The sequence below is a fragment of the Sphingobium sp. YR768 genome (assembly GCF_900111125.1).
Lineage (GTDB): Bacteria > Pseudomonadota > Alphaproteobacteria > Sphingomonadales > Sphingomonadaceae > Sphingobium.
The window spans coordinates 1-21,899 of the sequence record NZ_FOGE01000013.1 but is presented as its reverse complement, the minus strand read 5'-3'; the positions used below and the strand labels follow the sequence as shown (position 1 = coordinate 21,899).

Below are 21,899 nucleotides of genomic sequence, written 5' to 3'. Positions count from 1 at the left end.
TCGATAGATTGGTAAGCGTCCGGCCTCGGTCGTGTTGCGTGATATTTGCCTGTTAGCGAGGGAGAGCTGATAGGAGTCTCCTTCTGGACTCCATAAGGAGATCAGGAGATGGGCCGGATCGAGGTCATCACCCGCACGGAGCGCCGCCGTAAATATTCGCCCGCCGAGCGGGACGCCATCATGCGAGAGGCAGATGCTCCGGATGTCACTGTGCGGGAGGTGGCGAAGCGGCATGATATAGCGGAGAGCCTGATCTATAGCTGGCGGACAGCGCGACGGCAGGCGGAGAAGATCGCCAGTGAGCCGCTGACCTTCATCTCATATGGGACAGTGCCGCAGGGCGCCGTGGCTACCGTTCCTCCTGCGCCACCGCCGGCACGATCTGATGCCGTCCCTGCCATCCCAGCCATAGCGGAAGAGCTGGTCCGTCCGCATCCCGGCGTGCGCCCCGGCGAGATAGGCATTGATCTGCCCAGCGGCGTTCGCTTGTCAGTGGACAGCTATGTGAACGAGAAGGCGCTTGCCCGCGTGTTGCGGACCTTGCGGGATATTTCATGATCTCACTGGCGCCGGGCACCAAGGTCTATCTCGCAAGCAAGCCGGTCAGCATGCGTTTGGGGTTCGATGGTCTGGCGGCGCTGGTGCGTCCGCTGTTCGCGGTCGAGCCCTATTGCGGCCATGTCTTCCTGTTCCGCAGCCGGAGCGGCAACTATCTCAAGGCGCTGCATTGGGATGGCTCCGGCATGTGCCTGTTCGCCAAGCGCCTGGAGCGGCATCGCTTCGTATGGCCGCCGCTGGTCGAGGGCGGCGTGGTGCTGACCCCGGCACAGTTTGCGCTACTGATCGAGGCGATGGACTGGCGGCGCACCATCGCCCCGGAAGCACCCCGCCTGCCGGTTCAGATGTAGGCATAAAGTAGCGTAAAACCGGGCATTTTCCTTGGTTCGTACCGGCCATTTTGCTATGGGGGACCGTGTCCGCCGACGAGATCAACCTTCCTGCCGATCCCGATGCATTGCGCGCGCTTTTTGCCGATATGCAGGCGCGTATCGCCGCCTCGGAACAGGCGTTGGAAGCCGAGCGGGCAGCCCATGAGACGACCCGCAACGCGGTCAAGCTGACCACGCTCCAGATAGAGAAGCTCAAGGTCCAGCTATCCCGGCTGCGACGGATGAAGTTCGGTCAGTCGTCCGAGCGGATCGCCGAGATGGCGGATCAGCTTGAGTTGACGCTGGAGGATCTCGAAGCCGAACATGCCCATGCCGCATGTGTCCTCGGCGAACCGGCTCCGACCGAGGAACGCCCCTCGACGACCCGCAAGCCCAAGCGCCTGCCACTGCCCGATCATCTGCCGCGCGACGATACGGTGCACGTCCCTCCCGATACCGATGGCTGTTCCGCCTGTGGCGGCACCATGGGCAAGCTGGGCGAGGACGTGACCGAGGTGCTGGAGTATGTGCCGGGCCGTTTCCGCGTCGTGCGCCACGTTCGGCCCAAGCTGGCCTGTGGTCGCTGCGACGCGATCAGCCAGGCACCGGCTCCATCCTTGCCGATCCCGCGTGGTCGGGCTGGTCCCAACCTGCTTGCGCATGTCGTCGTGTCCAAGTTTGCCGACCATCTGCCGCTCTATCGGCAGTCGCGCATCTATGCTCGCGAGGGCGTCGATCTCAGCCGTTCCACCCTGGCCGACTGGCTGGGACAGGTCAGTTGGCTGTTGCAGCCGCTGGTCGATCGCATCGCCGATCATGTCATGGCCAGTACCAAGCTCCATGCCGACGACACGCCAGTCCCCGTTCTGGCGCCGGGCACCGGCAAGACGGCGACGGGGCGATTATGGGTCTATCTGCGCGATAACCGACGATGGCGACCGAGCGATAGACCAGCGGCGTTGTTCCGCTACAGCCCGGATCGGAAGGGTGAGCGGCCACGCGAGCATCTCAGAACATTTGCGGGTTTCCTGCAGGCCGACGCCTATGCCGGGTTCGAGCGCCTCTATGCGCCCGACCGTCATCCGAGGCTGATAATGCCTGTCGCCTGCTGGGCGCATGCGCGGCGCAAACTGCACGATGTCTACAAGGCCGACCCGCATTCCGTAGCTGCCGAAGGGTTGAAGCTCATCCGCGAGCTTTACGATGTCGAGCGCGGTATCATCTGTGATCCTGCCGATGACCGCCGGAAGGCGCGGAAGCTGTCCCGTCTGCGGGCGCTGGATTTCTTCGCATGGGCCGATGGTGTGCTGGGGCAGATTTCCGCGCGATCACCGCTGGCCGAGGCGTTGCGCTATGCCGTCAAGCTCAAGCCCCAGTTACTGGCCTATACCGAGGACGGGCGGCTTGAGATCGACAACAACCTCGCGGAGAACGCCCTGCGCGGCATCGCCGTGGGCCGGAAGAACTGGCTCTTTGCCGGTGCTGACTGTGGCGGGGAGCGCGCTGCCGCCATCTATTCACTGCTGGAGACGGCCAAGCTCAATGATGTGAACCCGCAGGCTTGGCTCGCCGACGTGCTCGACCGGATCGGCAAAGGCCATCCCATCAACCAGATAGATAAACTGCTGCCATGGAACTGGTCGATACACATTGATGATGGATTCGAGAGCGGCGCCCACATAAGATAACGGGATGAAATTCGACGACCTATGCTCCATTGCCCATAACTTCGCGGATTCGTTTGGGAGCGGCGCGAGCTTGCTATTTAACAGCTACGGTTTTTACCCATATGACGATGCCGAGCGAAGTGCTGACGGGATACTTGAAATTGATTTCCTAGGCGGCGTGGACAAATTTGAGCCAGTATCGAGCGGTGGCGAGATGGACCATGCCAAGGAAGCTATTGGCAAGTTGGTCGTAGCGGGTGGCGATGGCCCGGTTGATCTTGAGATGGCCGAACATGCGTTCGATGCGGTTGCGCTGTTTGTAGAGCGCCCGATCATGTTCGATCTGCACGCGGCGGTTTGACCGGCCAGGAATGACGGCCTCGATATTCCGTTCGGCAAGGTCGGCGCGGATTGCGTCGGCGTCGTAGCCCTTGTCTGCGAGCAGAGCGTCAGGTGCGCGCTCGGGCAGGCCGATCAGGGCGTCATAGGCTTTGCAGTCTGCGGCCTCACCGACCGTCAGATGGAACGCGAGCGGTCGTCCGAGGGCATCAGCCAGACAGTGAAGTTTACTGGTGAACCCGCCCCGCGAGCGGCCAAGAGCGCGTCGATGAGTCCCCCTTTTCCGCCCGCTGCCGATACGTGGGCGCGAACGGTGGTACTGTCGATGCTGTAGTGACCGCTATCCGCCATGATCTCGGCCAGCGTCACTGCCACGCTTTCCCAGACCCCGGCCTCGCTCCATCGCCGAAAGCGGCGATAGATGGTGTTCCAACTGCCGTATTTCGGCGGAACGTCTCGCCATGGAGCGCCGCAACGAAGCCGCCAGAGTATGCCGTTGATGATCGAACGGTTCTGTTCTGGGCGCCTCCCGCGCCCCCGGTTCTCAGGCTCGATGGGTAGTAAGCCTTTCAGAACGCGCCATTCCGCTTCGGTAAGATCGCCTCTACTCAAGTCTACCTCCAAAAGGCAGCCTTGAATCAATCCGAGTTCATCGCGTCAATGGAGAACCGGCATCAGCGAGCGGGAGTCGTAAGATCAACCCCGCATCGGCTGCACCGCTTCGCTGGCCACGGCACACTGATGAAACCCCTCATAAATAGGGATTTACCACAGGACGGACAGGCGATCATAAATGAGCGGATACCCCCTATCAGCACCCACGCAAGCCCGAGCGGAACAATCACCGCAAACATCGTCTGAGACGACGCGCCGAACGCGCTGAGCGCCAGCGGAATACCCCAAATGATCGCAAACATTGCGACGATCGTCCAAAGCATGTGTCGTTGGCCGGTGACATACGCGCTTTCGGGTCGCTTATCATTCATCATGACAACATAGCTGGCTTGGCCGTCACCGTGAAACGAATTTGTCCACGCCGCCTAAGAGGTGCCGTCATATCCGGCATCGCGTCAACTGATATAGAAAAATTTGTCTCTATGTCGCCAAGTGTGCTCGCCGACCTCTGCGCCAGACACGACGCGTCCTCCGGGTTATTTGCGGAATTGAGGACAAAGTACATCAAAACGGCCGCCGGAAGAGCGTTCGAAGTCACCATCGTCGATCATAAAGGGCGATCGCGGACAGATCGCTATGATGGCATCTATGGAAAGCGCTTAGATCCTAAAAAACATCCTCCGGTCGCCTCTCTGTAAACGACCGAGCGAAATCCGTCAGACGTGATCCATCGGACGCTTACATAGATTGTCGAAGTCTTCGGCAATGGAGGCGAGATCGACCAGTAGCCGGTAGTCATTGCACATTGCTTGCTCCTACCAATCGTTCCCTGTATGTTCTGGACATGGACTCGAAACCCATACCCTTTGACACAAACGCTGTTTCCAGCCGCCGCGCCATCATTCGGCGCAACCCGGATAATCTACAAGAGATCGAGATGATCGAAGCGGCCTGGGGTTCCAATCCGCACTTCAGTGACGGGGTGACCTACGAATTTATCAGGGCAGAGGGCAAAAACTTTCCCACCAACCGCTGTCTCGTTGCAGCGTCGGAGGTTCATATCCGGAATGGCGAGAAGAAATTTCGCGCGTTTCGCGAGGACGGCAATTTCTTCTATCTCGCCGCGATTTGGGAACCAGCCATGGGCGACTGGCCGGTCAGCTACCGGATCATCACGGTCGACGCCAATCCCGAGATCATCCGCTATCAAGCGCGGCATGGAGCAATGATCGAACGTCGGGATGCACAGAAGTGGCTGAGCCATACCGTGCCAGAAAAGGACCTGATCGTAACGCCGCCCTTTGGGAGGTTCCACGTCGAAGAGATGCCGACTTGCCGAAGCAAGCGAGCTTCGCCCTTTAGTCTGTCTGTGGGAAAAACCCGTCATTCACGAGCATGAGCCGCAATGGTGGGTTTTGGCGACACCGGACTCAATGGATGAAATGGCAGGTTCCGGCAGGAGCGGCCGTTCAGGCACTCCTCGGAGAACCGCTTGAGTTGGTCGCGACCTGCCGGATAGCGGACGGACCGCAGCTTGGCATCGGAATTCCACGGCTAAACGTCAAGAATGGGTCGGTCCAGGCAAGCCCAGCGAGGACCATCAAAATCGTTTCTGTCCGGGATCGACCTTGTCGCAAGTGCCGGAAAAGTCCTGCCCCGTGCCCTTGATACTGATCTCTCCGGTCCGGCGGTCGATCTTTAGCTTCGGCTTGTTCAGCCCGTTCAGCCGATAGCTGGCGCGAATCTGGTCGGCGCCAACAATCAGATCGTTCAGCTGCCACCAGTGCTGATGATCGCCGCCCGAATTGAGCGGGGGAATCAACTTCTCTGGCAAGCGGATGCGGCCGTCATTGCCATAGATTTGGAGGGTCACCGCTGATGAGAAGCTCTGCATCTCTGTTTGCACGCCACTGCGCGTCCGATACTTGTGATCGTACCGATCCCACTCCAGAGTATTCACATAGCCGGAGCCGAGCTTCTCGCCCTGACCCGAACAGATCAGGTTGATCGTGTCGCCGGAATCGGACTGCGCCATAGCCGGCGCCGCACTCATAACGGCCAATGCGGACGCCGCTAAGATTATCACATACATCGCAATTCTCCCGCTTCCCTGCCAGGATGATGTCAGAACTGCCCACGATAGGCCAGCCTTCGCCTAGTGGACGATGATTGCGGCGAACACGAACAAGGTGATGCTGTAGAAGGAGGCAACGCACGCGTCGCCGACGCCGACAAGAAGGGACACATGCAATTTACGCGCAAACCAGCGGGCCAGAGCGGCGAAATACCATAGCATGCCCGCACCGATTATTACGGCCGAAATGGTGCGTGCGCCTGCGAACGGCATATTCGGAGCCAGGGTCCCTATCCCCAACATCAAGGCGAAAGGGGCGGCCGTGTAGCACTGGGCATAAAAGGGGCGGCGCAGGCTGGCGTGGGTCAAGCGTGTGCGCTGGCGACGCAACAGGCGGACCGCCATCATTAAGGGAAATAGGCTGAACAGCAGCATCCTGAGTGCCAGCAGCGCCAGGTCGCTGTCGACCAGAGCCGCCAGGCCGTGAGTGTCAGACAGCAGCGGATTGCGCGCAACCGTCGCGACTTCGAGGCCGTGTGAAATGAGCAACGTCAGGAACAGGAAAAGAGGTGGGCGGATCGCGTCGTCATATTGCTCGTCCGGCCGATCGGAGACTTCGCGATCGGCATAGTCCATCATCTTCTGAGGTTGAACGACCGTTCGCCAAAGGGTCATCGGATAGAAAACCAGCCAGCTCATGACGCTGTAAAGCGCCTCATCAAGCGACTCTATGACCTTCATGAAATCCATGCGCTTGTCTTCGCGCTTCCGGCTCGGGCTGTCGAGTGGGTTACGCCGGGGGCGATTGGCAGACGCTCGCTCCTGGGTCGACCGCTGCCTAAATAGCGGACGGTCAGCACCTAAGGGGTGAAATTTGATCCCTGAGCGTCTCATAAGGGTCGACCGCAGCAACGGCTGCTACCACGCCGGCGGCTCCCAAGAAGCCTGTTTTGGGTGCTAGCGTCATCGGCTTCTCGGTCGAAATAGCACCGTATGATTGAGCTTTGCCTTGCTTCGACCGTGCCTCTCGTTTCATCTTCTTGAATGGGGGGGCGGAGTGCCAAACTATTACGAGATTCTAGGGGTCGATCGGAGCGCCGAGCAGGAGGTCATCGACGCCGCCTACCGGGCGATGATGCGGCGATATCATCCTGACACCTTTTCCGGGTCGAAGGCTGAGGGAGAGCGCCGCGCAAAGCAACTTAACGAAGCGTATGCTACATTGCGCGATGCTGGGCGTCGCCACGCCTACGACGAGACGCTCGGGCCGGCAGCGCCAAAAACTGCGCCAGTTAGACAGGCATTAGCGAATCCAAACCCGCCCTCGGCCCGGCACCGGGGCTTGCTCATCGGTGGATTGGCTATAACTGCTGTTATAGCGGTTCTCGCTTATGCGAACCGACAGCCGCCACCGGCTCCCATAGCCACCGCCCCCACGCCAACGGTCGCCCGCGCGCCCGCGCCTTCGCCAGTTGCGAAGATAGCGCCGTCGCCATCGGCATCACCTACGACGCTCGCAGCTTGCAAAGGCATGACCTGCCGCGTGCTGACGCCGTTTGGCTGGGGCGGGATTGAGGCCGGAGTAACGACAGACAGCGCGCAGGCTGCATCAGGCCTTAAAATCCGCGACGACGGCCATTACACCGATGCGGGCGACGGGACATGCCTTGCCTATGAGGTGATCGGAGGACCCAAGAATCTGCAGATGCTAGTCGAAAGCGGGGTGGTGACGACGGTCGAGGCCTATCTCGATCCTCACGCACCGATCTTCACGACTGACCGTGGAGTGAAGCTCGGCGATCCTGAGGCGGCGGTGCGCAAGGCCTATGCCGGACTCAACCAGCTGCCGGACATCTACTCCGAGCCGCCTGATAAAAAGCTCTTCTACTATGAACCAGGCGGAGAACGCGGCATCAAATTCTCGATCAACGGTGGGAAAGTCACTGGCATCTCGGTGGGTTCGCCCAGCATCGAATATGGCGAAGGCTGTCTCTAGCCGAACACCCTGCCATAAAGCGGATGAGGTGGATGGCTCCCGCTCACGGCATCTAAGTGCCAAGATGGGTTTGCTGTCATGCAACCCGAGAAGGAGCCACCCGCCATGGAGATTAGCACGATCGGCCTCGATTTGGCCAAGAACGTTTTTCAGGTTCACGGTATCAGCGCGACCGGAGAGGTCGTCATTCGCAAGGCGCTGCGGCGATCGCAGATGTTGCCGTTCTTCGAGAAGCTGCCGCCATGCCTTGTCGGCGCCGAAGCCTGCGGGACGTCGCATCACTGGGCACGCGAACTGACGAAGCTGGGTCATGAGGTGCGGCTGATGCCGGCGGCTTACGTAAAGCCTTATGTGAAGCGCGGTAAGAACGATGCCGCCGACGCTGAAGCGATCACACGTCAGACGATGCGGTTCGTGCCCATCAAGTCGCGCGAGCAGCAGGCGGCGTTGTCACTGCACCGCGTGCGCCAGCTGTTGATCAAACAGCGCACGCAGCTGGTCAACATGATGCGCAGCGTGCTTGCCGAGCTGGGTATTGCCATCCCGGTCGGGATCGTGAAGGCACTGCAGATGGCACGGGAGATCGTCGACGGGGAGGCCCAGCTCGACTTGCCAGCCGAAGCGGCGAACGTTGTCGAAACGCTCGCAGGGCAACTGCTCCAGCTTCACGCGCAGTTGCGCAGGCTTGATCTGCGGCTCGCCGCTTTGCAACGGAGCGACGAGCGGGCCCGGCGCCTGGCGACGATCCCTGGTATCGGGCCGATCGGCGCGACCGCGCTCGCCGCATCGGTGACCGATCCAAGCCAGTTCTCGTCAGGGCGCCAGTTCGCCGCTTGGCTCGGGCTAACCCCGCGGCAAAGTTCGAGTGGCGGCAAGGAACGCTTGGGGCGCATTACGAAGATGGGCGACAGATATCTGCGGCAGCTTCTGGTCATCGGCGCCACCGCGCTGGTCCGATACGCCAAGGAGAAGCCCGGCACGGTCGATCCGCGCTTTGTCGCTCTGCTTGCCAGAAAGCCCGCGCGCGTCGCCTCGGTCGCCATCGCCAACAAGATGGCGCGGATCGCATGGGCGGTCATGGCGCGCGGCGGCGTCTTCGAACGCGGGCATGCGCCAATGCTGGCGGCAGCATAGGACCAAGAGCTTAGCTGAGGAGATCAGCTTCACGAGGTTGTGAGAGCGAAGGATGTGATGGCAAAACCGGTCGGACCGGGAGCAAGGACAACCCAAGGACGTTCCTAGGCGTAGTAGCCTGTAAAGCCGATAGGACCTTGTTCGCGGACACCATCAGGGCCAGCAGTCTACACCGACTGCATCAACAGGCCGGACAGACGACTGCACCCGACGGAACGTTAGATCATCACTTTTCACTTGCAACGCGGGAGCCATCCACAGAGGAACGTCCGCTGCTGGGGATCGAAAATCAGGCGCTGAGCGTCTGGCATGGGTCGATACCCGATGGCTCGCAGGAACCGCATAGCAAAGGTGTTCAGCGGTCCTGGCAAGGAAGTCGGCCTGTCGCACTACGATGATTTCCGATCTGCGGCCACCGTCACGACTTCGGACAATCCGCAACTGAGGTTGTCAGGATCTTCTGCTCGTTGATCTGGTGCCAAGCTGATCCAGCGCATCGGGATTGTCCCGTCCCCATGCATAGAGCAATTCGACCGGCTCAACGAAACGCACGCCCAGCCCGGTTAGGCGGTATTCGACAGCGGGTGGAATATTGCTTTGGACATGACGGCTGATCAAACCCATCTTTTCCATATCGCGCAGAGTCTGCGTCAACATTTTCTTTGAGATGCCGGGAAGGCTACGTTGCAACGCGCCGGTGCGGCATGCGCCACCATGGCGCGCATGCAAGGTATGCAGAACCATGCTGGTCCATTTGGTTGCAAAAAGCGAAAGAACCCGACGGGGCGCGCAATCCTCTCGCCATTCTTGTTCGGCGGTACCGGGGAGCATGACTGGTTACCTTTTGGTGCCTAGTGACCTATTTGGTGCCGTCTAGAATCGAACGCGTGTCGTGCCTAGTTGAGTTGCTCCCAGAAGAGACAAAGGCAATGATCATGGCGAAGACAGCGTTGGTAGTAGGCGCGAGCGGCATAGTGGGAAGCGCGACGGCCGCATTGCTGGTCGAGGAGGGCTGGACGGTTTATGGGCTGTCCCGACGTCCGGTCGAGCAGGAAGGCGTACTACCCATCGTTGCTGACCTGCAGGATGCGGAGGCTACCTCTGCAGCACTCGCGGATATCGATCTTGGGGCAATCTTCATCACCACATGGCTACGCCAAGACAGCGAAGCGGAGAACATCCGGGTCAATGCCGCGATGGTTCGCAACCTGCTCGCCGGCTTGCCGAAGGCTTCAGGCCCCCGCCATGTCGCGCTGGTCACCGGGCTCAAACATTATCTGGGTCCGTTCGAGGCATATGGAAAAGGTACCTTGCCCCAGACGCCCTTCCGTGAGGAGCTAGGTCGGCTTGATATCCAGAACTTCTACTATGCTCAGGAAGATGAACTGTTCGCCGCGGCTCAGCGCGATGGTTTTACCTGGAGCGTTCATCGCCCCCATACGGTCATCGGCAAGGCGGTCGGCAATGCCATGAACATGGGAACGACCTTGGCGGTTTATGCCTCCTTATGCCGAGATACCGGTCGGCCGTTCACCTTTCCTGGTTCGGCTACACAATGGAACGGTCTGACCGATATGACCGACGCCCGGCAGCTGGCGCGCCATTTGCTGTGGGCGACGGAGACGGAAGCTGCCCATAACGAAGACTTTAATGTTGTGGATGGCGATATATTCCGTTGGCAGTGGATGTGGAGCCGGATAGCAGACTGGTTTAACATCGAGGCAGAGCCATTTGATGGAACCGTCCGCCCATTGGACGAGCAGATGGCGGATGATTTTAAGATCTGGCGGGAGATAGCCGAGCGTGAAGGTCTGATCGAACCGAATTTCTCACGTCTTGCATCTCCCTGGCATACTGATGCTGATCTTGGCCGACCGATCGAGGTGGTTACGGACATGTCAAAAAGCCGGCGGCTCGGTTTTACAGCATATCAGTCGACCGACGAGGCTTTTTACGCGCTATTCGAACGGCTCCGCGCGGATCGTCTCATTCCGTAGTGCTGCACGCGTGAAGGAGGAGCGAACGTTCCGCACTCAAGAAGTCGAAATCGTATACTGAACAGCCGATGAGGGTCGTCAGAGGGTCAGGTCTGGCATTTGACGCTGCCATGACTGCCGGTGCCGACCGTCCCCATTCACGGGCCAAACGATCGGCACCCTATTTTCGCCTCCGGCCGAGCTTTCCATGGCCTGGCACTGAACAACTACTAAGCGCGCTGTCGAGACATGATGCGTCAGGTCAGCGATTTCGCCATCAACCGCTCCAGTCGCTCTGTAAAAGCGCGAGGATCGGCGGGCGGCTGACCTTCGGCGATGCGCGCTTCGTCGAGGAGCAGGAAGGCGAGGTCGCTCCGCTCTTCGTCGCTGGCTCCGGTCTGTCCCAGCTTGGCGATGAGCGCATGGCCTGCATTAACCTCCAGTATAGGCTTTGCCCGTTCGGGCGCCTGTCCGGCCGCTGCCAGCATCCGCTCGAGTTGCAGGTCCATCGCGCTTTCCGATGCGACGATGCACACGGCGCTGGTCGTCAAACGGTCAGAAACCCTAACGTCGGACACTTGGTCGGCCAAAGCTTCCTTGGCAAAGCTGATGAAGCTGTTCACATCCTCGTTGGGAGCATCCGCCGCTGCGCTGCCTTCAGCCAACGGAATCAGGCTGAGGTCGGTCGCGCCCTGAGTCACTGACTTGAAAGGCTTGCCGTCATAATCCACACCAACGGTCGTCCAGAAGCTGTCGACCTGGTCGGGCAGCAACAGAACTTCGATCCCGCGCGCCTTGAAACCTTCGAGCTGCGGCGATTGGGCGATGCGATCGAGATCGGTCCCAGTCGCATAATAGATCGCGGTCTGATTGTCCTTGAGGGAGGCCACATAGTCCTTGAGCGAGCGCCAATCGCCGTTCGACGTGCTGGTCTTGAACCGGGCAAGGCCCAGCAACTGCGCGCGCCGCTCGAAATCCTCGTAGAGGCCTTCCTTGAGCACCGCCCCAAAATTTTCCCAGATCGCGCCATAGCGGTCAACATCGCTGGTTGCGATCTTGTCCAGTTCCGACAGGATACGATTGCTCACGCCCTTCTGAATCGCAGACAAAACGGGGCTGTCCTGGATCATTTCGCGCGACATGTTGAGCGGCAGGTCGGCGGAGTCGACAAGACCCCGCACGAAGCGCAGGTAGCGAGGCAGGATTTCCGCCTCGTCCGTGATGAAGACGCGGCGGACATAGAGCTTGATCCGTCCCTTGCGATCGGGATCGAACAGGTCGAACGGCTTGGTTTCGGGGATGAAGGTAAGCACGGAATATTCGTGCCGCCCCTCCGCGCGATAGTGGAGGGTCAGCGCCGGCTTGTCGAGTTGGCCCGCGACGCTGCGGTAGAAGTCGGCATAATCCTCTTCGCTGATATCCGACTTCGCCTTGGTCCAGAGCGCCGCCCCATCAGCGACCTGGCGCTCTTCCTCCTCGCTGCCCACCTCTCTGATGAAGATGGGCACGGGGACATGGCCCGACTGCGCCTTCACGATCCGCTCGACCGTGAAGCGCTCAGCATAGGTCTTCGTGTCGTCCAGCATATGGAGGGTCACCCGCGTGCCGCGCGCTGGCGCCTCTGCGGTGTCGACGGGCGCGATCGTGTACGTTCCGAGGCCATCTGACGACCATCTGGCGGCCTCATCAGTTCCCGCACGCCGAGACACGACATCGACATTCCCCGCCACCATGAAAGCGGAATAGAAGCCGACGCCGAACTGGCCGATCAATTGCTGGCCCTCACCATTCTTGTCAGCGGTCAGCTTATCCATGAAGGCCTTGGTCCCCGACCGCGCGATGGTACCCAGCGTTTCCCCCATGTCGGCGGCGCTCATGCCGATACCGTTGTCCTCGACGACGATTGTACCGGCTTCCTTGTCGAGTGTCAGCGTGATGCGCAGCTGCGGATCTTCGCCGAACAGGGCCGGATTGGAAATGGCCTCATAGCGCAGTTTCTCGCACGCGTCGGCCGCGTTGGAGATCAACTCGCGCAGGAATACGTCCTTGTCGGAATAGACCGAATGCACCATCATGTGTAGCAACTTGGAAACATCCGCCTCAAAGGCATGAGTTTCAGGGGCGCTCACGGTGTCGGTCGTCATGGGTCTTCGCTCTCTCATTTGGCAGACTGTGCGACGGTCAGATGGATCGAATGCGATTTCTATTCAAGAGGTGGGTTTGAAAGCCCCCCTTCTTAGCCCTGCCTGTCAACAGCGGTGCCGGCCGGCATTTCCTCGCTACCTTTGTTTCACAGCAACCCTGCGTAGGGATTTCTCGATCTCACCGCCACAATAGGCATCGCCATACTCCCGGATGGACGCCCTGTTCAGTTACCCCAGCGCAGGATTTCTTGCGATGGACGCGACGTGCTGCGCTCCCTTGTCAAAGGTGTTGGCGACGTCCGGAAAAGCGTTCCGCCATTGTGGTCCATAAGGTCGAAGTCACGATATCGGCCACGCCTGCGCTGTCCGTTCCAATCAAATATCCCGTATCCTTCATCAAACCATGGCGGGTGCCCGTCGCTTCCCAAATCGCCATCGTCCGCATTGCGCCATGTCTTGGAGTGAAACGCAGAACAAACCGGACCGACCGCAGCTGAGGAGCAAAAATTTCAGGCTGAGCGTCCGATCAGGGTCGATTGTGATGGGCGGGACCTGGGACAAAGCCGCCATTCATGTGCACGACCGTTCGTGTCAGGTTTCGGATAAACCTGCCGTTTATCACACTGGATGGATCGTCGGCAGCGTTGCGGCTGCTGGGTGCTACACAATGTACTTCTAGCTGGGATTACGGGCCAGGATCGATATTGCGCGGCGGAAGTTGTGCGTTTCGATCCCCAGGAACAGTCTGATATGATCGTCGAACCGATCGGCGAGAGAGTATATGCCCCCAGGTGCTACGGCGACGTTCCTTTCGAGCGCAGCTTTGTAGACCGTGTTTGCGGAGGTTCCCTCTGGCAGCCGCACCCACGCTAGCAGACCGCCATCCCTCGACGTCAGACTCGATCCGGCCAGAAGACCCTCACCAAGGGCGTGCTGCAATGTCTGGAGGTTCTGGCGAACGTTGAGCTTGAGGTCCCCGACATGTCTTGCGAAAGAGGCGCTCTCCAACAATCTTGCGACGAGCGCCTGTTCGAACACCGGCATCGCCGGCGCGACGATGCTGCGGACATTCTGCATTGCCTTTGCGTATCGGCCTGGCATGCACCAGCCGACCCGCAATCCACTGCCAAGGGTCTTGGAAAGGGAGGAGCAGTGCAGCACTCGGCCGGTCTGGTCGAAGGCCTTCAACGGGCGCATCGCATGGTTTCTCAGCGACACATGTCCAAATACGTCATCCTCAATCATCGCCAGATCGTACCGTTCCGCCAGGTTGAGGAGGTGCCGCTTGGCGTCGTCAGAGAGACCGGCGCCGTAAGGATCGGGCAGGGAGACCGAGATGAAGCAGGCGCGGACGCTGAAACGCTCTATCGCCTCTTCAAGACGTTCGAGATCTCGTGACCTGTTGGCTGTGCTTGGAATCTCGATGATCCTGCGGTTGAGGCTGTGGATGATTCTGAGCAGGGGATAGAATGTAGGCGTCCGGATCGCGATGGTATCGCCCGGTGCCGTCGAAGCTTCGACTGCAGCGACAAGCGCATGTGTGCAGCCTAGCGTCGTTACGAAGTCGCGATCGTCGGCGGCGATCTCTCGCGCCCGATAATATCCTGCCAGCGCGTGACGCAGCGGACGATAGCCGGGTCCAAAATCCGGGGTGAGACAGGCGCGCAGATCCTCCGCCAGGATCTTGCGTGCTAATCGGGCCACAATTCCCTGCGGCAGTAGCTTCGGGTCTAGCATCGGTGAGAGCAAGTCATACCCCTGACGGCTACGCAGAGCCTCCAGATCAGTGAGGATATCCTGCCCCTTCTGCTCGACAAGGGAAAGCGGGTGATCGATAAGGTAGGGAAGCCGTACAGTCTCGTCCTCCCGCTCCTGGGATACATAGTAACCTGAGCGATCTTTCGCGTGGATGGCGCCGTTCATCTCGAGATAGGCGTAGGCGGCGATCAGCGTGTTCTTGCTGACGCCAAAGCGACGCATCGCGGATCTGACACTAGGTAGTTTGGCCCCAGGCGCGAAATCGCCTCCTAGGATGAGCTTCTGCAGAGTCTCTGCAAGCGCGAGATATTTGGGCAGCGCTGCTTCCCGGCTCATATGATTGCCCTGCATTGCTCAGCAGATGATCCCAATGTCTTGTCCTCTGCGTCCGCCGCCTTCAACTGTGCCTATAGAAAACGCAAAAAACTGTCACTTGCCGAGTTGGGACCCGTGCAAGATAGTTTTCATGACGAACAGGGGGAAGTCAAACAAAGCTAAACTATGGTTCATAAAGCCGTTTTTTAGTTTTGCCGAGGCTCCGCCACATCAAGCGATCTGTGACCATGAATGAACCGGACAGCTTTGCCCGGAGCCTTCCATGCGTCCGCATCGCAACCGGGGGTGAGATCAGGTGACAGCCAAAAGTGAAGAAAGCCAAGCGGGCAGCGCAACCCGGATGAGCCGCCGCAAGCTTCTCATGGGCGGAGGAGCGGCACTCGTCGCCACAGCGGCGGGTGGCTATGGCGCACTGAGCATCCCCAAATCTGCTTCCCAGGCCGATATCGAGGCCTCGCTGGCCGAGAATTTCCGCGATGTGCCCTTCTGGTGGGACGAACTGGGCGTTGCCGCTCCGCCACAGGCCGAGCTCATCGACAATGTCGATTTTCTCGTTGTGGGTGCCGGCTTCTCCGGGCTGACGGCGGCCCGCACATTGGCACAGCATGGCGGCAAGGTAATGATCGTGGATGCTGAGAAACCATTTTTTGGAGCCAGTTCTCGCAATTGCGGATTTTTCGGGCAGGCGTTTGAAAATGGCGGCGACCGCTCGACGCCCGAACATGCAGCTTATTTTGATGAGTATCTGGCGAGCAACCATTTCCTCACGCAACTCGTCAAGGAAGACGGGATCAACGCCGTCATCCGTCATGGCCGCTTCCGTGCCGCTTCGCACAAGGGGCATTTCGAGAAGATGGTGGCCGATGCCAAAGCGACAAAGGCCTCGTTCGACTACCGTTATGAGGTGGTGGCACCGGGGGAAGAGAGAAGATATTTCAATTCGCCCACCGCGGTCCATGGCGGGATATTTCTCCCCGACTCTCCCTATCTGCAACCTGCAAGGCTTGCTCATGGCAACTATCTGGCCGCTGTACGCAAAGGCGCGCATTTTGTCGGGCGGACGCGGGTTGTGGACATTGAGAAGCAGGCCGACGGCCGATATCTGGTCTCAACCAATCGCGGGAAGGTCCATGCCAGGCAGGTATTGGTCGCGGTCGGCGGCTATGGCGCGCCGGGTTTCTCCGCTCTTGGCGACGTGCTTCCGGTCAAGTCCTACCTCATTGCGACACAGAAGCTGACCAAAGCACAGATGCAGTCAGTCTGGGAACGGCCGCTCTCGCTGCATAATTCTAAGACCAACTTCAACATCGTCATTCCCACGCCTGATGAGACCCAGTTGCTAATCAATGGTCGGACCGGCGTGCGCTATGCTTCGCATGAGGCCATGGCGGTCGATCTGTGCCGCGTCGCGATGGAACTGCTTCCACAATTGGGCGAAATCCGCGCCACCCATGTCTGGGAGGGCACGTTTGGAATGACGTACGACGGGCGCAAACATATCTTCCGGGACGAGGAGGGCGTCCATTACCTCTCTGGAGACAATGGCTCGGGCATCGGCAAGATGCATTGGTGCGGCAATAAGGTCGCGCTCAAGATGATGGGGTTGCCTGGCGCTGAAACGGTCTTCGCGCTTGAAGGGCCGCCGCCCAATTTCCCGGGATATGTCAACGGCAGCGACTGGTTCGTGCCGGGCGCGGTTGCCTATTACGACATAAAGGATCGCATCATGTAGCCTCAAAACAGGCTGCCGCGTTCAGAGATTACATACACAAAAGGGGAATGAACATGCGTATCACGCCTATTGCAATTGCTGTCATGGCTTCGAGTCTTCTGGGAGCTGCTGCAATCGCGCAGGACCAGAGCACGAAGCCGGACTTCGAGCCTTATGTATCGGCCAAGGGGGAAGAGGGCTTCATACCGCGGATGAAATCGAAAGATGGCGCTTCGCAGTCCTTCGGCCGGCCGCTCAAGGCCCCTCCGGGCATAACGGGCATGTATTACGGCATCTGGAAAGCGGGACCGGGGGTCTATCGGAGCGAAGGTGCACGACCAGAGGTTTTCGTCGTGCTCGAGGGCAGGGGCAAGGTCTGGATTCAGGGCTATGGAGAGCATGTACTCGAACCCGGCGTGATTATCACCACGCCTGCTGCCACGCCGGCGGAGATCACGGTCGAGCAGCCGCTTAAGAAGGTGTCCTGGGTCGATGTCTCACGGTGCCCAATCGGCGACAAAGATCCCAAGAACTGCTGAGTTCGCTCGGCCAATCCACACCAGTTTAACGCCAGCGTCTCGAGCGTGCTTACGCACGCGGGATACGTTTGCCCGTAAGAATTCATACCAGGGGGAAACTAGATGGAGACCAATCGCCTACATGTTCAGCTCAGCCGCGGCGCGATGACCATCGCACTTTGCGGTGCATTCTCGACGGCCATTCCAGTCGCGGCCCAAACCAATCAGGACGCTGTCTCCACCGATCGTGCGGGCCCTGGGGACGAGATCATCGTCACGGCTCAGAAGAGAGCCGCCAGCATTCAGGATGTACCCTTGAGCGTAGCCGCCATAGCCGGTGATACCCTCGAAACTCATGGCATTGAAAGCACCAGCGATATCGCTCGGCTTACACCGGGCGTAGCAGTCTCGTCGACCGGGCCGGGCCGCACCCAGATCATCATTCGTGGCATCTCATCGGTAACCGGTTCGCAGCCCACCACGGGCTACTACCTTGATGAGGTGCCGATCTCGGCGGTATCGGACAATATCGAGGGATCGCTGTTCGATCTCAATCGCGTCGAGGTGCTGCGCGGACCGCAGGGCACACTCTATGGATCGGCATCGATGGGCGGTGCGGTCAAATATATTTCTAATCAGCCCGACACGACGAAGACGGAAGGGCGAGCTGACCTCACTTTGTCGGATACCAAGGGTGGCGGTACGAACTATGCTGGCAATGCTGTCATCAACCTCCCGCTCGTGAGCGACCTGGCGGCTCTGCGCGTAGTAGGCTTCTACAAGTCGGAAGACGGATACATAGACCGCTATGCAATTGACCCAGACAACTATCTGGCGATCGATCCGACCAAGGAACCCGAGAAGAACGTCAACTCATATCAGCTCTGGGGTGTCCGCGCAGCGCTTGGCATCACGCCGACCGACAACCTACGGATCACGCCGTCCGTCTACTATCAGAAGCTAACCCAGGATGGGGCCTTTTCCTTCGACGATCCGCCCGGCTCCTACTCCAACCCTATTCAGGCGCGCTTCGTCCCTGATACGGCCCGCGACGATGTGCAGATTTACAATCTGACAGCCACTAACAAGTTCGGCAGCGATCTGGAACTGACCTCTTCATCCTCTTATTTCATTCGCAATTTTCTCGATACCGAGGACACATCGCGTGTCGTCTATATCCTTAACCAGTCGTCAGGTGTGCAGCCCACAGCATTTCCGAGTTCCGAGACGCAGCGCATCAGGACGAAGGTATTCACACAGGAATTGCGTCTGGGCGGGACGGTCGGCGCATTCGACTTCGTCGTCGGCGGCTTTTATCAGGAGACAAAGAGGCATCGGCGCAATCAGATGCCTCTGACCGACGCCTACAATGAGGCTTTCGATACTCCGTTTCCTGGTTTCGATGTCCTCTTCAGCGGCAATAGACGTAATCGCACGGAGGAGATTTCCGCGTTCGGACAGCTTATCTGGCACGTCAATGACAGGTTGCGCCTGACCGGCGGCCTTCGCCAATTCAACATCAAGGAGAGCTTCAACTCGATTGCCGATGGTGTCTATAATGGCGGTCAGACGCGTAGCAGCGGCAAATCGTCCGCAAGCGGCGTAACACCCAAATTTGGTGCCGATTTTGATGTCAGCAAGGACGTGATGCTCTACGCTAGCGCCACGAAAGGCTTTCGCTCCGGCGGTTCAGTTAATCCAGTTCCACAATCGGTATGCGGCACCTATCTGGCCGCACTTGGGCTTTCCGCGTCTCCCACGCAATATGAACCTGACTCGTTGTGGAGCTATGAGGCTGGCGTAAAATCGCAATTTGCTAACCGCCGCATTACTGTAAATGCGTCGGCTTATCATATCGACTGGTCCCGTATTCAACAGCAGGTCTCCCTGCAATGTGGCTTCAGCTTTACGGGCAATTTCGGCAGTGCCGTTAGTCGAGGCCTGGAACTGGAGACCCGCTTTCGTCCCATCGACGACCTGACTTTGGGCATCAACGCCGGTTACACCGATGCCTACCTAAAAGAGAGCGTTCCTGGTACGCCGGGGGAGAAAGGCGACAGGCTTCTCAATGTTCCCAAATTCACCGTTTCCGCGTCGATCGACTATAGCCATCCTATCAACGACGCCCTCACCGGCTTCTTCATTGCCGATGCGAGCCATGTGTCGAACGTCTTGGCCGAATATGACGACACCAGCATGTGGGAAAAGCGTAAGGCCTACGAAATCGTCGATATGAGGATTGGTGTGCGACATGCGACCGGCAACTGGAGCCTGGCGCTGTTTGCGGACAATCTATTCAATGAGCATGCGACGACTGGCAACGCATTCTCCTCGACAGGCGTGAGCCTTCCGACCAATCGGGCCTTGGCTATCAACCGCCCGCGTAACATCGGCCTGAATCTCAAGGCCGGGTTCTGAGTAATGGCGTCCCGCGCGTTGTTCGCGGGACGCCCGTCTTCGCCGCGCGCTGCAGGCTGTGCAAAGTGTTTTCCAGCAGCGCGGCGGCGCGAACTATCGCGAGCGGCAGGTCGAAAGCGGCGAGCGACTGCTCAAGCAGGTGGGTCTGGGTGATGTTGCCGAGCCCGCTCGCCTGCTCGGAGCCCACCGAGGACAGAACGACAGCACGCGGCGGCGGCGCCCGGTTGAGCGCCGTGACCAGCGCATCGGTAATCGCATGCGCTTCGGGAAAGTCGCGGATGACGCCCATCGGGGTGGGCTGCATCAGGAAGGCCCCGGCGACGCCGTCGAGCGCCGCTGCCAGCGCGTCCGGATCGCGAAGATCGCCTTCGTGCAGGTCCACGCCCCGATCAGCCCAGTGCTGCGCCTTGGCCCGGTCCCGCACCAACGCTCTGACCGGTTTGCCCCAAGCGAGCAGCCCATTCGCCGCAGCGCCGCCGATCTGACCGGTGATTCCCGATAGGAAGAACATAGCTACTCCGATTTGAAAGCGTGCCGCGCGGTGCGCTTTACGCTGCCGAGCCATCCGGGAAGAGCGGGAAGCCGTTTCCGGCAAAGGGGTCCGTGTCCAGCCAGAGATACTGGAACGAGCGGCTCTTGAAGACCCAACCATCGCCCGAGCGCTGCAACCGGTCGAACGCAATGCAATGGTTGCGGTAATATTTCTCGCCGGGACCGCGCGCGGATTCGTGGACGAAGGTGCGCGTGGTGGCCTCGTCGCCATCGATCTCGATCACGCCGGGCAGCGCGAACTGCACAAAGAACTCTTTTCCCGCGCGCAGCTTGCGCAGCAGCGCAACATTCTCGTCGGCGCCCGTCGAGTGTGTTCCTGCGCCAATGATGAATTCGCCGTCCGCTGCCCATACCGAATGGAACATCGCGGCATCGGCGCGCGTCGCGGCGTCGGCGAAGCGTGCGATCGTGTTGCGGATGGACGCTTCGTCCATGAACTGCTGCAAGAGCGCTTGCTGGTCGGCCATCGATTTTGCTCCGGTTAACGTGCGTTTTGTTCGACACCGCATATCGGCGCAAAGACACGGTCCCGCATCCTCGATGCCACCAGAGATTTGCCTGATCCTGCCAATCACGTTATTCCGGCCAGCAATAAAGCGATCAAGAAGGATCGACGGTCATGCTGGCGAAGTTTGTCGAGATTGCTGCGCGCCACGGCTCTGCCACCGGCGCGCCGAGCGCAATCCCACGGCTAGTCGTTAGGTCAGCCGTGGCGCCGACGGGGCCGATCCCCGCTTTGTTCGAGCCCAAATTCTATCTGCTGCTGCAGGGCGCCAAGCGTATGACGATCGGCGGCACCAGCTTCGAGGTCGAGCCGGGCACCTGCGCGGTGGCGTCGGTTGGACTGCCGTTCACGAGCGAAGTGATCGAAGCGAGCGCGATGCTGCCCTATCTCAGTGTGGAAATGAAACTGGATGCGGGTCTCCTCGCAAACCTGCTGCTCGACCTTCCTGCAGGCCCAGTAAGCGAGGAGCGGCAGTCTGGCGCGCTTTCGATCGAACAGATCGACGAATCGATCATTAACCCGCTTGGCCGGCTGCTAGGGCTGCTCGACACGCCGTCGGATATTTCGGTGCTCGCCGCGCAGGTCGAGCGCGAGCTCTACTATCGCCTGCTGTCCGGGCCGCTCGGGTCCAGGCTGCGGCAGGCTGGGGGCCACAGTGCCCGGTTCGGACAGATCAAGATGGCGGCGGAATGGATTGCCGAAAATGCCGATCAGTCCATGAGCGTGGAATGGCTTTCTGCGCATGTGGGCATGAGCGTCACCTCGTTCCATCGCCACTTCAAGGCGGTGACGGCACACACCCCCCTCGCATATCAGCGTCACATCCGTCTGCTGGACGCGCGACGCCGGCTGGCATCCGGGCTGGACAATGTGACGGGAACTGCCTTTGCCAGCGGCTACGCGAGCGCTTCGCAGTTCAGTCGCGAGTATAAGCGGGCGTTCGGCATCGCGCCCGTTCGCGATGCCGCTTCGTTGCGCCGATAGAACTCACTAATGGCCGCCCAACCGTCAGACCTGCCGCATGCCCCCATCGACACTAGGCTCAGGACTCACTGATCAAAGCCAGAAGATGACGGTGGCAGCGAGGGCGATGGCCGAGAAGAAGGCGTTGGGGCATCGGTCGTAGCGCGTCGCGACCCGTCGCCAGTCCTTGAGGCGGCCGAACATGATCTCGATGCGGTTGCGCCGTTTGTAGCGGCGCTTGTCGTGTTTGACGGCCTTGTTCCG

The 21,899-nt window shown here is 59.6% G+C and carries 21 protein-coding genes and 1 pseudogene; 12 read left to right on the top strand and 10 right to left on the bottom strand.

All coding sequences use genetic code 11. The annotated features are described in order from the left end of the window. Positions 1-108 precede the first annotated feature (108 nt). The 3 genes from BMX92_RS15020 to BMX92_RS15010 all read left to right on the top strand — a co-directional run bounded on the left by BMX92_RS15020 (position 109) and on the right by BMX92_RS15010 (position 2,617). Positions 109-558 carry an IS66-like element accessory protein TnpA gene (locus BMX92_RS15020; protein ID WP_093017931.1) on the top strand — a complete coding sequence of 150 codons (450 nt, stop codon included), beginning with the start codon at positions 109-111 and terminating at the stop codon, positions 556-558. Then, a complete protein-coding gene (tnpB, locus tag BMX92_RS15015) occupies positions 555-908 on the top strand; it encodes an IS66 family insertion sequence element accessory protein TnpB (RefSeq protein WP_093017929.1) in 354 nt (117 codons plus the stop codon). Before BMX92_RS15020 ends, tnpB begins: the two co-directional genes overlap by 4 nt. Positions 909-973: 65 nt before the next feature. Next, positions 974-2,617, top strand: coding sequence for an IS66 family transposase (locus BMX92_RS15010; RefSeq protein WP_093017927.1), 1,644 nt, complete (start codon positions 974-976; stop codon positions 2,615-2,617). A 148-nt stretch (positions 2,618-2,765) separates the two neighbouring features. On the opposite strand, the gene BMX92_RS15005 is transcribed toward BMX92_RS15010, so the two are convergent. Further along, positions 2,766-3,547, bottom strand: a protein-coding gene (locus tag BMX92_RS15005) for an IS5 family transposase (protein ID WP_218145789.1) whose coding sequence is annotated in 2 segments (ribosomal slippage) — positions 2,766-3,223 and positions 3,223-3,547 — 783 coding nt in all. Because the reading frame shifts where the segments join, the coding sequence is not laid out codon by codon here. Positions 3,548-4,394: 847 nt separating this feature from the next. Between BMX92_RS15005 and BMX92_RS14995 the strand changes: the two genes are divergently transcribed. After that, complete coding sequence (locus tag BMX92_RS14995; RefSeq protein WP_256213445.1) at positions 4,395-4,949, top strand: SOS response-associated peptidase family protein; 555 nt, start codon at positions 4,395-4,397, stop codon at positions 4,947-4,949. A 201-nt stretch (positions 4,950-5,150) separates the two neighbouring features. Here BMX92_RS14995 and BMX92_RS14990 read toward each other — a convergent pair whose 3' ends face one another. Beyond that, the gene (locus tag BMX92_RS14990; RefSeq protein WP_093017922.1) at positions 5,151-5,585 is read right to left on the bottom strand and encodes a hypothetical protein; all 435 of its coding nucleotides are present in this window, start codon (positions 5,583-5,585) and stop codon (positions 5,151-5,153) included. 120 nt (positions 5,586-5,705) lie between these two features. Further along, positions 5,706-6,374: a hypothetical protein gene (locus tag BMX92_RS14985; protein WP_143066799.1), complete on the bottom strand. Its 669-nt coding sequence runs from the start codon at positions 6,372-6,374 to the stop codon at positions 5,706-5,708. Positions 6,375-6,681: 307 nt separating this feature from the next. Here BMX92_RS14985 and BMX92_RS28410 point away from each other — a divergent pair. From BMX92_RS28410 to BMX92_RS14975, 3 genes and pseudogenes are all read left to right on the top strand, one after another. After that, positions 6,682-6,867, top strand: a pseudogene (locus tag BMX92_RS28410) (J domain-containing protein); the annotation flags it as partial. 300 nt (positions 6,868-7,167) lie between these two features. Beyond that, the gene (locus BMX92_RS28040; RefSeq protein WP_256213444.1) at positions 7,168-7,620 is read left to right on the top strand and encodes a hypothetical protein; all 453 of its coding nucleotides are present in this window, start codon (positions 7,168-7,170) and stop codon (positions 7,618-7,620) included. A gap of 105 nt (positions 7,621-7,725) precedes the next feature. Next, the gene (locus tag BMX92_RS14975; RefSeq protein WP_093017916.1) at positions 7,726-8,754 is read left to right on the top strand and encodes an IS110 family transposase; all 1,029 of its coding nucleotides are present in this window, start codon (positions 7,726-7,728) and stop codon (positions 8,752-8,754) included. Between the two features lie 450 nt (positions 8,755-9,204). Here BMX92_RS14975 and BMX92_RS14970 read toward each other — a convergent pair whose 3' ends face one another. After that, positions 9,205-9,585: a winged helix-turn-helix transcriptional regulator gene (locus tag BMX92_RS14970; protein ID WP_093017914.1), complete on the bottom strand. Its 381-nt coding sequence runs from the start codon at positions 9,583-9,585 to the stop codon at positions 9,205-9,207. A 104-nt stretch (positions 9,586-9,689) separates the two neighbouring features. Between BMX92_RS14970 and BMX92_RS14965 the strand changes: the two genes are divergently transcribed. Then, positions 9,690-10,751 carry an SDR family oxidoreductase gene (locus BMX92_RS14965; RefSeq protein ID WP_093018118.1) on the top strand — a complete coding sequence of 354 codons (1,062 nt, stop codon included), beginning with the start codon at positions 9,690-9,692 and terminating at the stop codon, positions 10,749-10,751. 236 nt (positions 10,752-10,987) lie between these two features. Here BMX92_RS14965 and htpG read toward each other — a convergent pair whose 3' ends face one another. The 3 genes from htpG to BMX92_RS14955 all read right to left on the bottom strand — a co-directional run bounded on the left by htpG (position 10,988) and on the right by BMX92_RS14955 (position 14,968). After that, complete coding sequence (gene htpG, locus BMX92_RS14960; protein WP_093017912.1) at positions 10,988-12,874, bottom strand: molecular chaperone HtpG; 1,887 nt, start codon at positions 12,872-12,874, stop codon at positions 10,988-10,990. Positions 12,875-13,154: 280 nt separating this feature from the next. Then, entirely contained in the window at positions 13,155-13,310 is a 156-nt protein-coding gene (locus BMX92_RS27370) for a hypothetical protein (protein WP_177185068.1), read from the bottom strand. A gap of 239 nt (positions 13,311-13,549) precedes the next feature. After that, positions 13,550-14,968 (bottom strand): aminotransferase-like domain-containing protein, encoded by a 1,419-nt coding sequence (locus BMX92_RS14955; protein ID WP_177185067.1) that lies wholly within the window; start codon positions 14,966-14,968, stop codon positions 13,550-13,552. A gap of 340 nt (positions 14,969-15,308) precedes the next feature. Between BMX92_RS14955 and BMX92_RS14950 the strand changes: the two genes are divergently transcribed. From BMX92_RS14950 to BMX92_RS14940, 3 genes are all read left to right on the top strand, one after another. After that, a complete protein-coding gene (locus BMX92_RS14950) occupies positions 15,309-16,700 on the top strand; it encodes an NAD(P)/FAD-dependent oxidoreductase (RefSeq protein WP_143066798.1) in 1,392 nt (463 codons plus the stop codon). Between the two features lie 53 nt (positions 16,701-16,753). After that, complete coding sequence (locus tag BMX92_RS14945) at positions 16,754-17,218, top strand: cupin domain-containing protein (protein ID WP_177185065.1); 465 nt, start codon at positions 16,754-16,756, stop codon at positions 17,216-17,218. Positions 17,219-17,320: 102 nt separating this feature from the next. Further along, a complete protein-coding gene (locus BMX92_RS14940; RefSeq protein WP_093017904.1) occupies positions 17,321-19,615 on the top strand; it encodes a TonB-dependent receptor in 2,295 nt (764 codons plus the stop codon). On the opposite strand, the gene BMX92_RS14935 is transcribed toward BMX92_RS14940, so the two are convergent. Both BMX92_RS14935 and BMX92_RS14930 read right to left on the bottom strand, forming a co-directional pair. Further along, positions 19,599-20,126: an NAD(P)H-binding protein gene (locus BMX92_RS14935; protein WP_177185064.1), complete on the bottom strand. Its 528-nt coding sequence runs from the start codon at positions 20,124-20,126 to the stop codon at positions 19,599-19,601. The two genes, BMX92_RS14940 and BMX92_RS14935, sit on opposite strands and share 17 nt — an antisense overlap. A gap of 37 nt (positions 20,127-20,163) precedes the next feature. After that, positions 20,164-20,634 (bottom strand): nuclear transport factor 2 family protein, encoded by a 471-nt coding sequence (locus tag BMX92_RS14930; protein ID WP_177185063.1) that lies wholly within the window; start codon positions 20,632-20,634, stop codon positions 20,164-20,166. A 152-nt stretch (positions 20,635-20,786) separates the two neighbouring features. Between BMX92_RS14930 and BMX92_RS14925 the strand changes: the two genes are divergently transcribed. Then, the gene (locus BMX92_RS14925) at positions 20,787-21,656 is read left to right on the top strand and encodes an AraC family transcriptional regulator (protein WP_093017898.1); all 870 of its coding nucleotides are present in this window, start codon (positions 20,787-20,789) and stop codon (positions 21,654-21,656) included. A 72-nt stretch (positions 21,657-21,728) separates the two neighbouring features. Here the strand turns inward: BMX92_RS14925 and BMX92_RS14920 are convergent. Next, positions 21,729-21,899 (bottom strand): transposase (locus BMX92_RS14920; RefSeq protein WP_143066796.1); only part of this gene is annotated, 171 nt, incomplete at its 5' end.

Coding starts and splice junctions, on each gene's coding strand:
- BMX92_RS15020 (WP_093017931.1), top strand. CDS start 109: ATGGGCCGGATCGAGGTCATCACCCGCACGGAGCGCCGCCGTAAATAT.
- tnpB (WP_093017929.1), top strand. CDS start 555: ATGATCTCACTGGCGCCGGGCACCAAGGTCTATCTCGCAAGCAAGCCG.
- BMX92_RS14995 (WP_256213445.1), top strand. CDS start 4,395: ATGGACTCGAAACCCATACCCTTTGACACAAACGCTGTTTCCAGCCGC.
- BMX92_RS14990 (WP_093017922.1), bottom strand. CDS start 5,585: ATGGCGCAGTCCGATTCCGGCGACACGATCAACCTGATCTGTTCGGGT.
- BMX92_RS14985 (WP_143066799.1), bottom strand. CDS start 6,374: ATGGATTTCATGAAGGTCATAGAGTCGCTTGATGAGGCGCTTTACAGC.
- BMX92_RS14975 (WP_093017916.1), top strand. CDS start 7,726: ATGGAGATTAGCACGATCGGCCTCGATTTGGCCAAGAACGTTTTTCAG.
- BMX92_RS14970 (WP_093017914.1), bottom strand. CDS start 9,585: ATGCTCCCCGGTACCGCCGAACAAGAATGGCGAGAGGATTGCGCGCCC.
- BMX92_RS14965 (WP_093018118.1), top strand. CDS start 9,690: ATGGCGAAGACAGCGTTGGTAGTAGGCGCGAGCGGCATAGTGGGAAGC.
- htpG (WP_093017912.1), bottom strand. CDS start 12,874: ATGACGACCGACACCGTGAGCGCCCCTGAAACTCATGCCTTTGAGGCG.
- BMX92_RS27370 (WP_177185068.1), bottom strand. CDS start 13,310: ATGGCGATTTGGGAAGCGACGGGCACCCGCCATGGTTTGATGAAGGAT.
- BMX92_RS14955 (WP_177185067.1), bottom strand. CDS start 14,968: ATGAGCCGGGAAGCAGCGCTGCCCAAATATCTCGCGCTTGCAGAGACT.
- BMX92_RS14950 (WP_143066798.1), top strand. CDS start 15,309: ATGAGCCGCCGCAAGCTTCTCATGGGCGGAGGAGCGGCACTCGTCGCC.
- BMX92_RS14945 (WP_177185065.1), top strand. CDS start 16,754: ATGCGTATCACGCCTATTGCAATTGCTGTCATGGCTTCGAGTCTTCTG.
- BMX92_RS14940 (WP_093017904.1), top strand. CDS start 17,321: ATGGAGACCAATCGCCTACATGTTCAGCTCAGCCGCGGCGCGATGACC.
- BMX92_RS14935 (WP_177185064.1), bottom strand. CDS start 20,126: ATGTTCTTCCTATCGGGAATCACCGGTCAGATCGGCGGCGCTGCGGCG.
- BMX92_RS14930 (WP_177185063.1), bottom strand. CDS start 20,634: ATGGCCGACCAGCAAGCGCTCTTGCAGCAGTTCATGGACGAAGCGTCC.
- BMX92_RS14925 (WP_093017898.1), top strand. CDS start 20,787: ATGCTGGCGAAGTTTGTCGAGATTGCTGCGCGCCACGGCTCTGCCACC.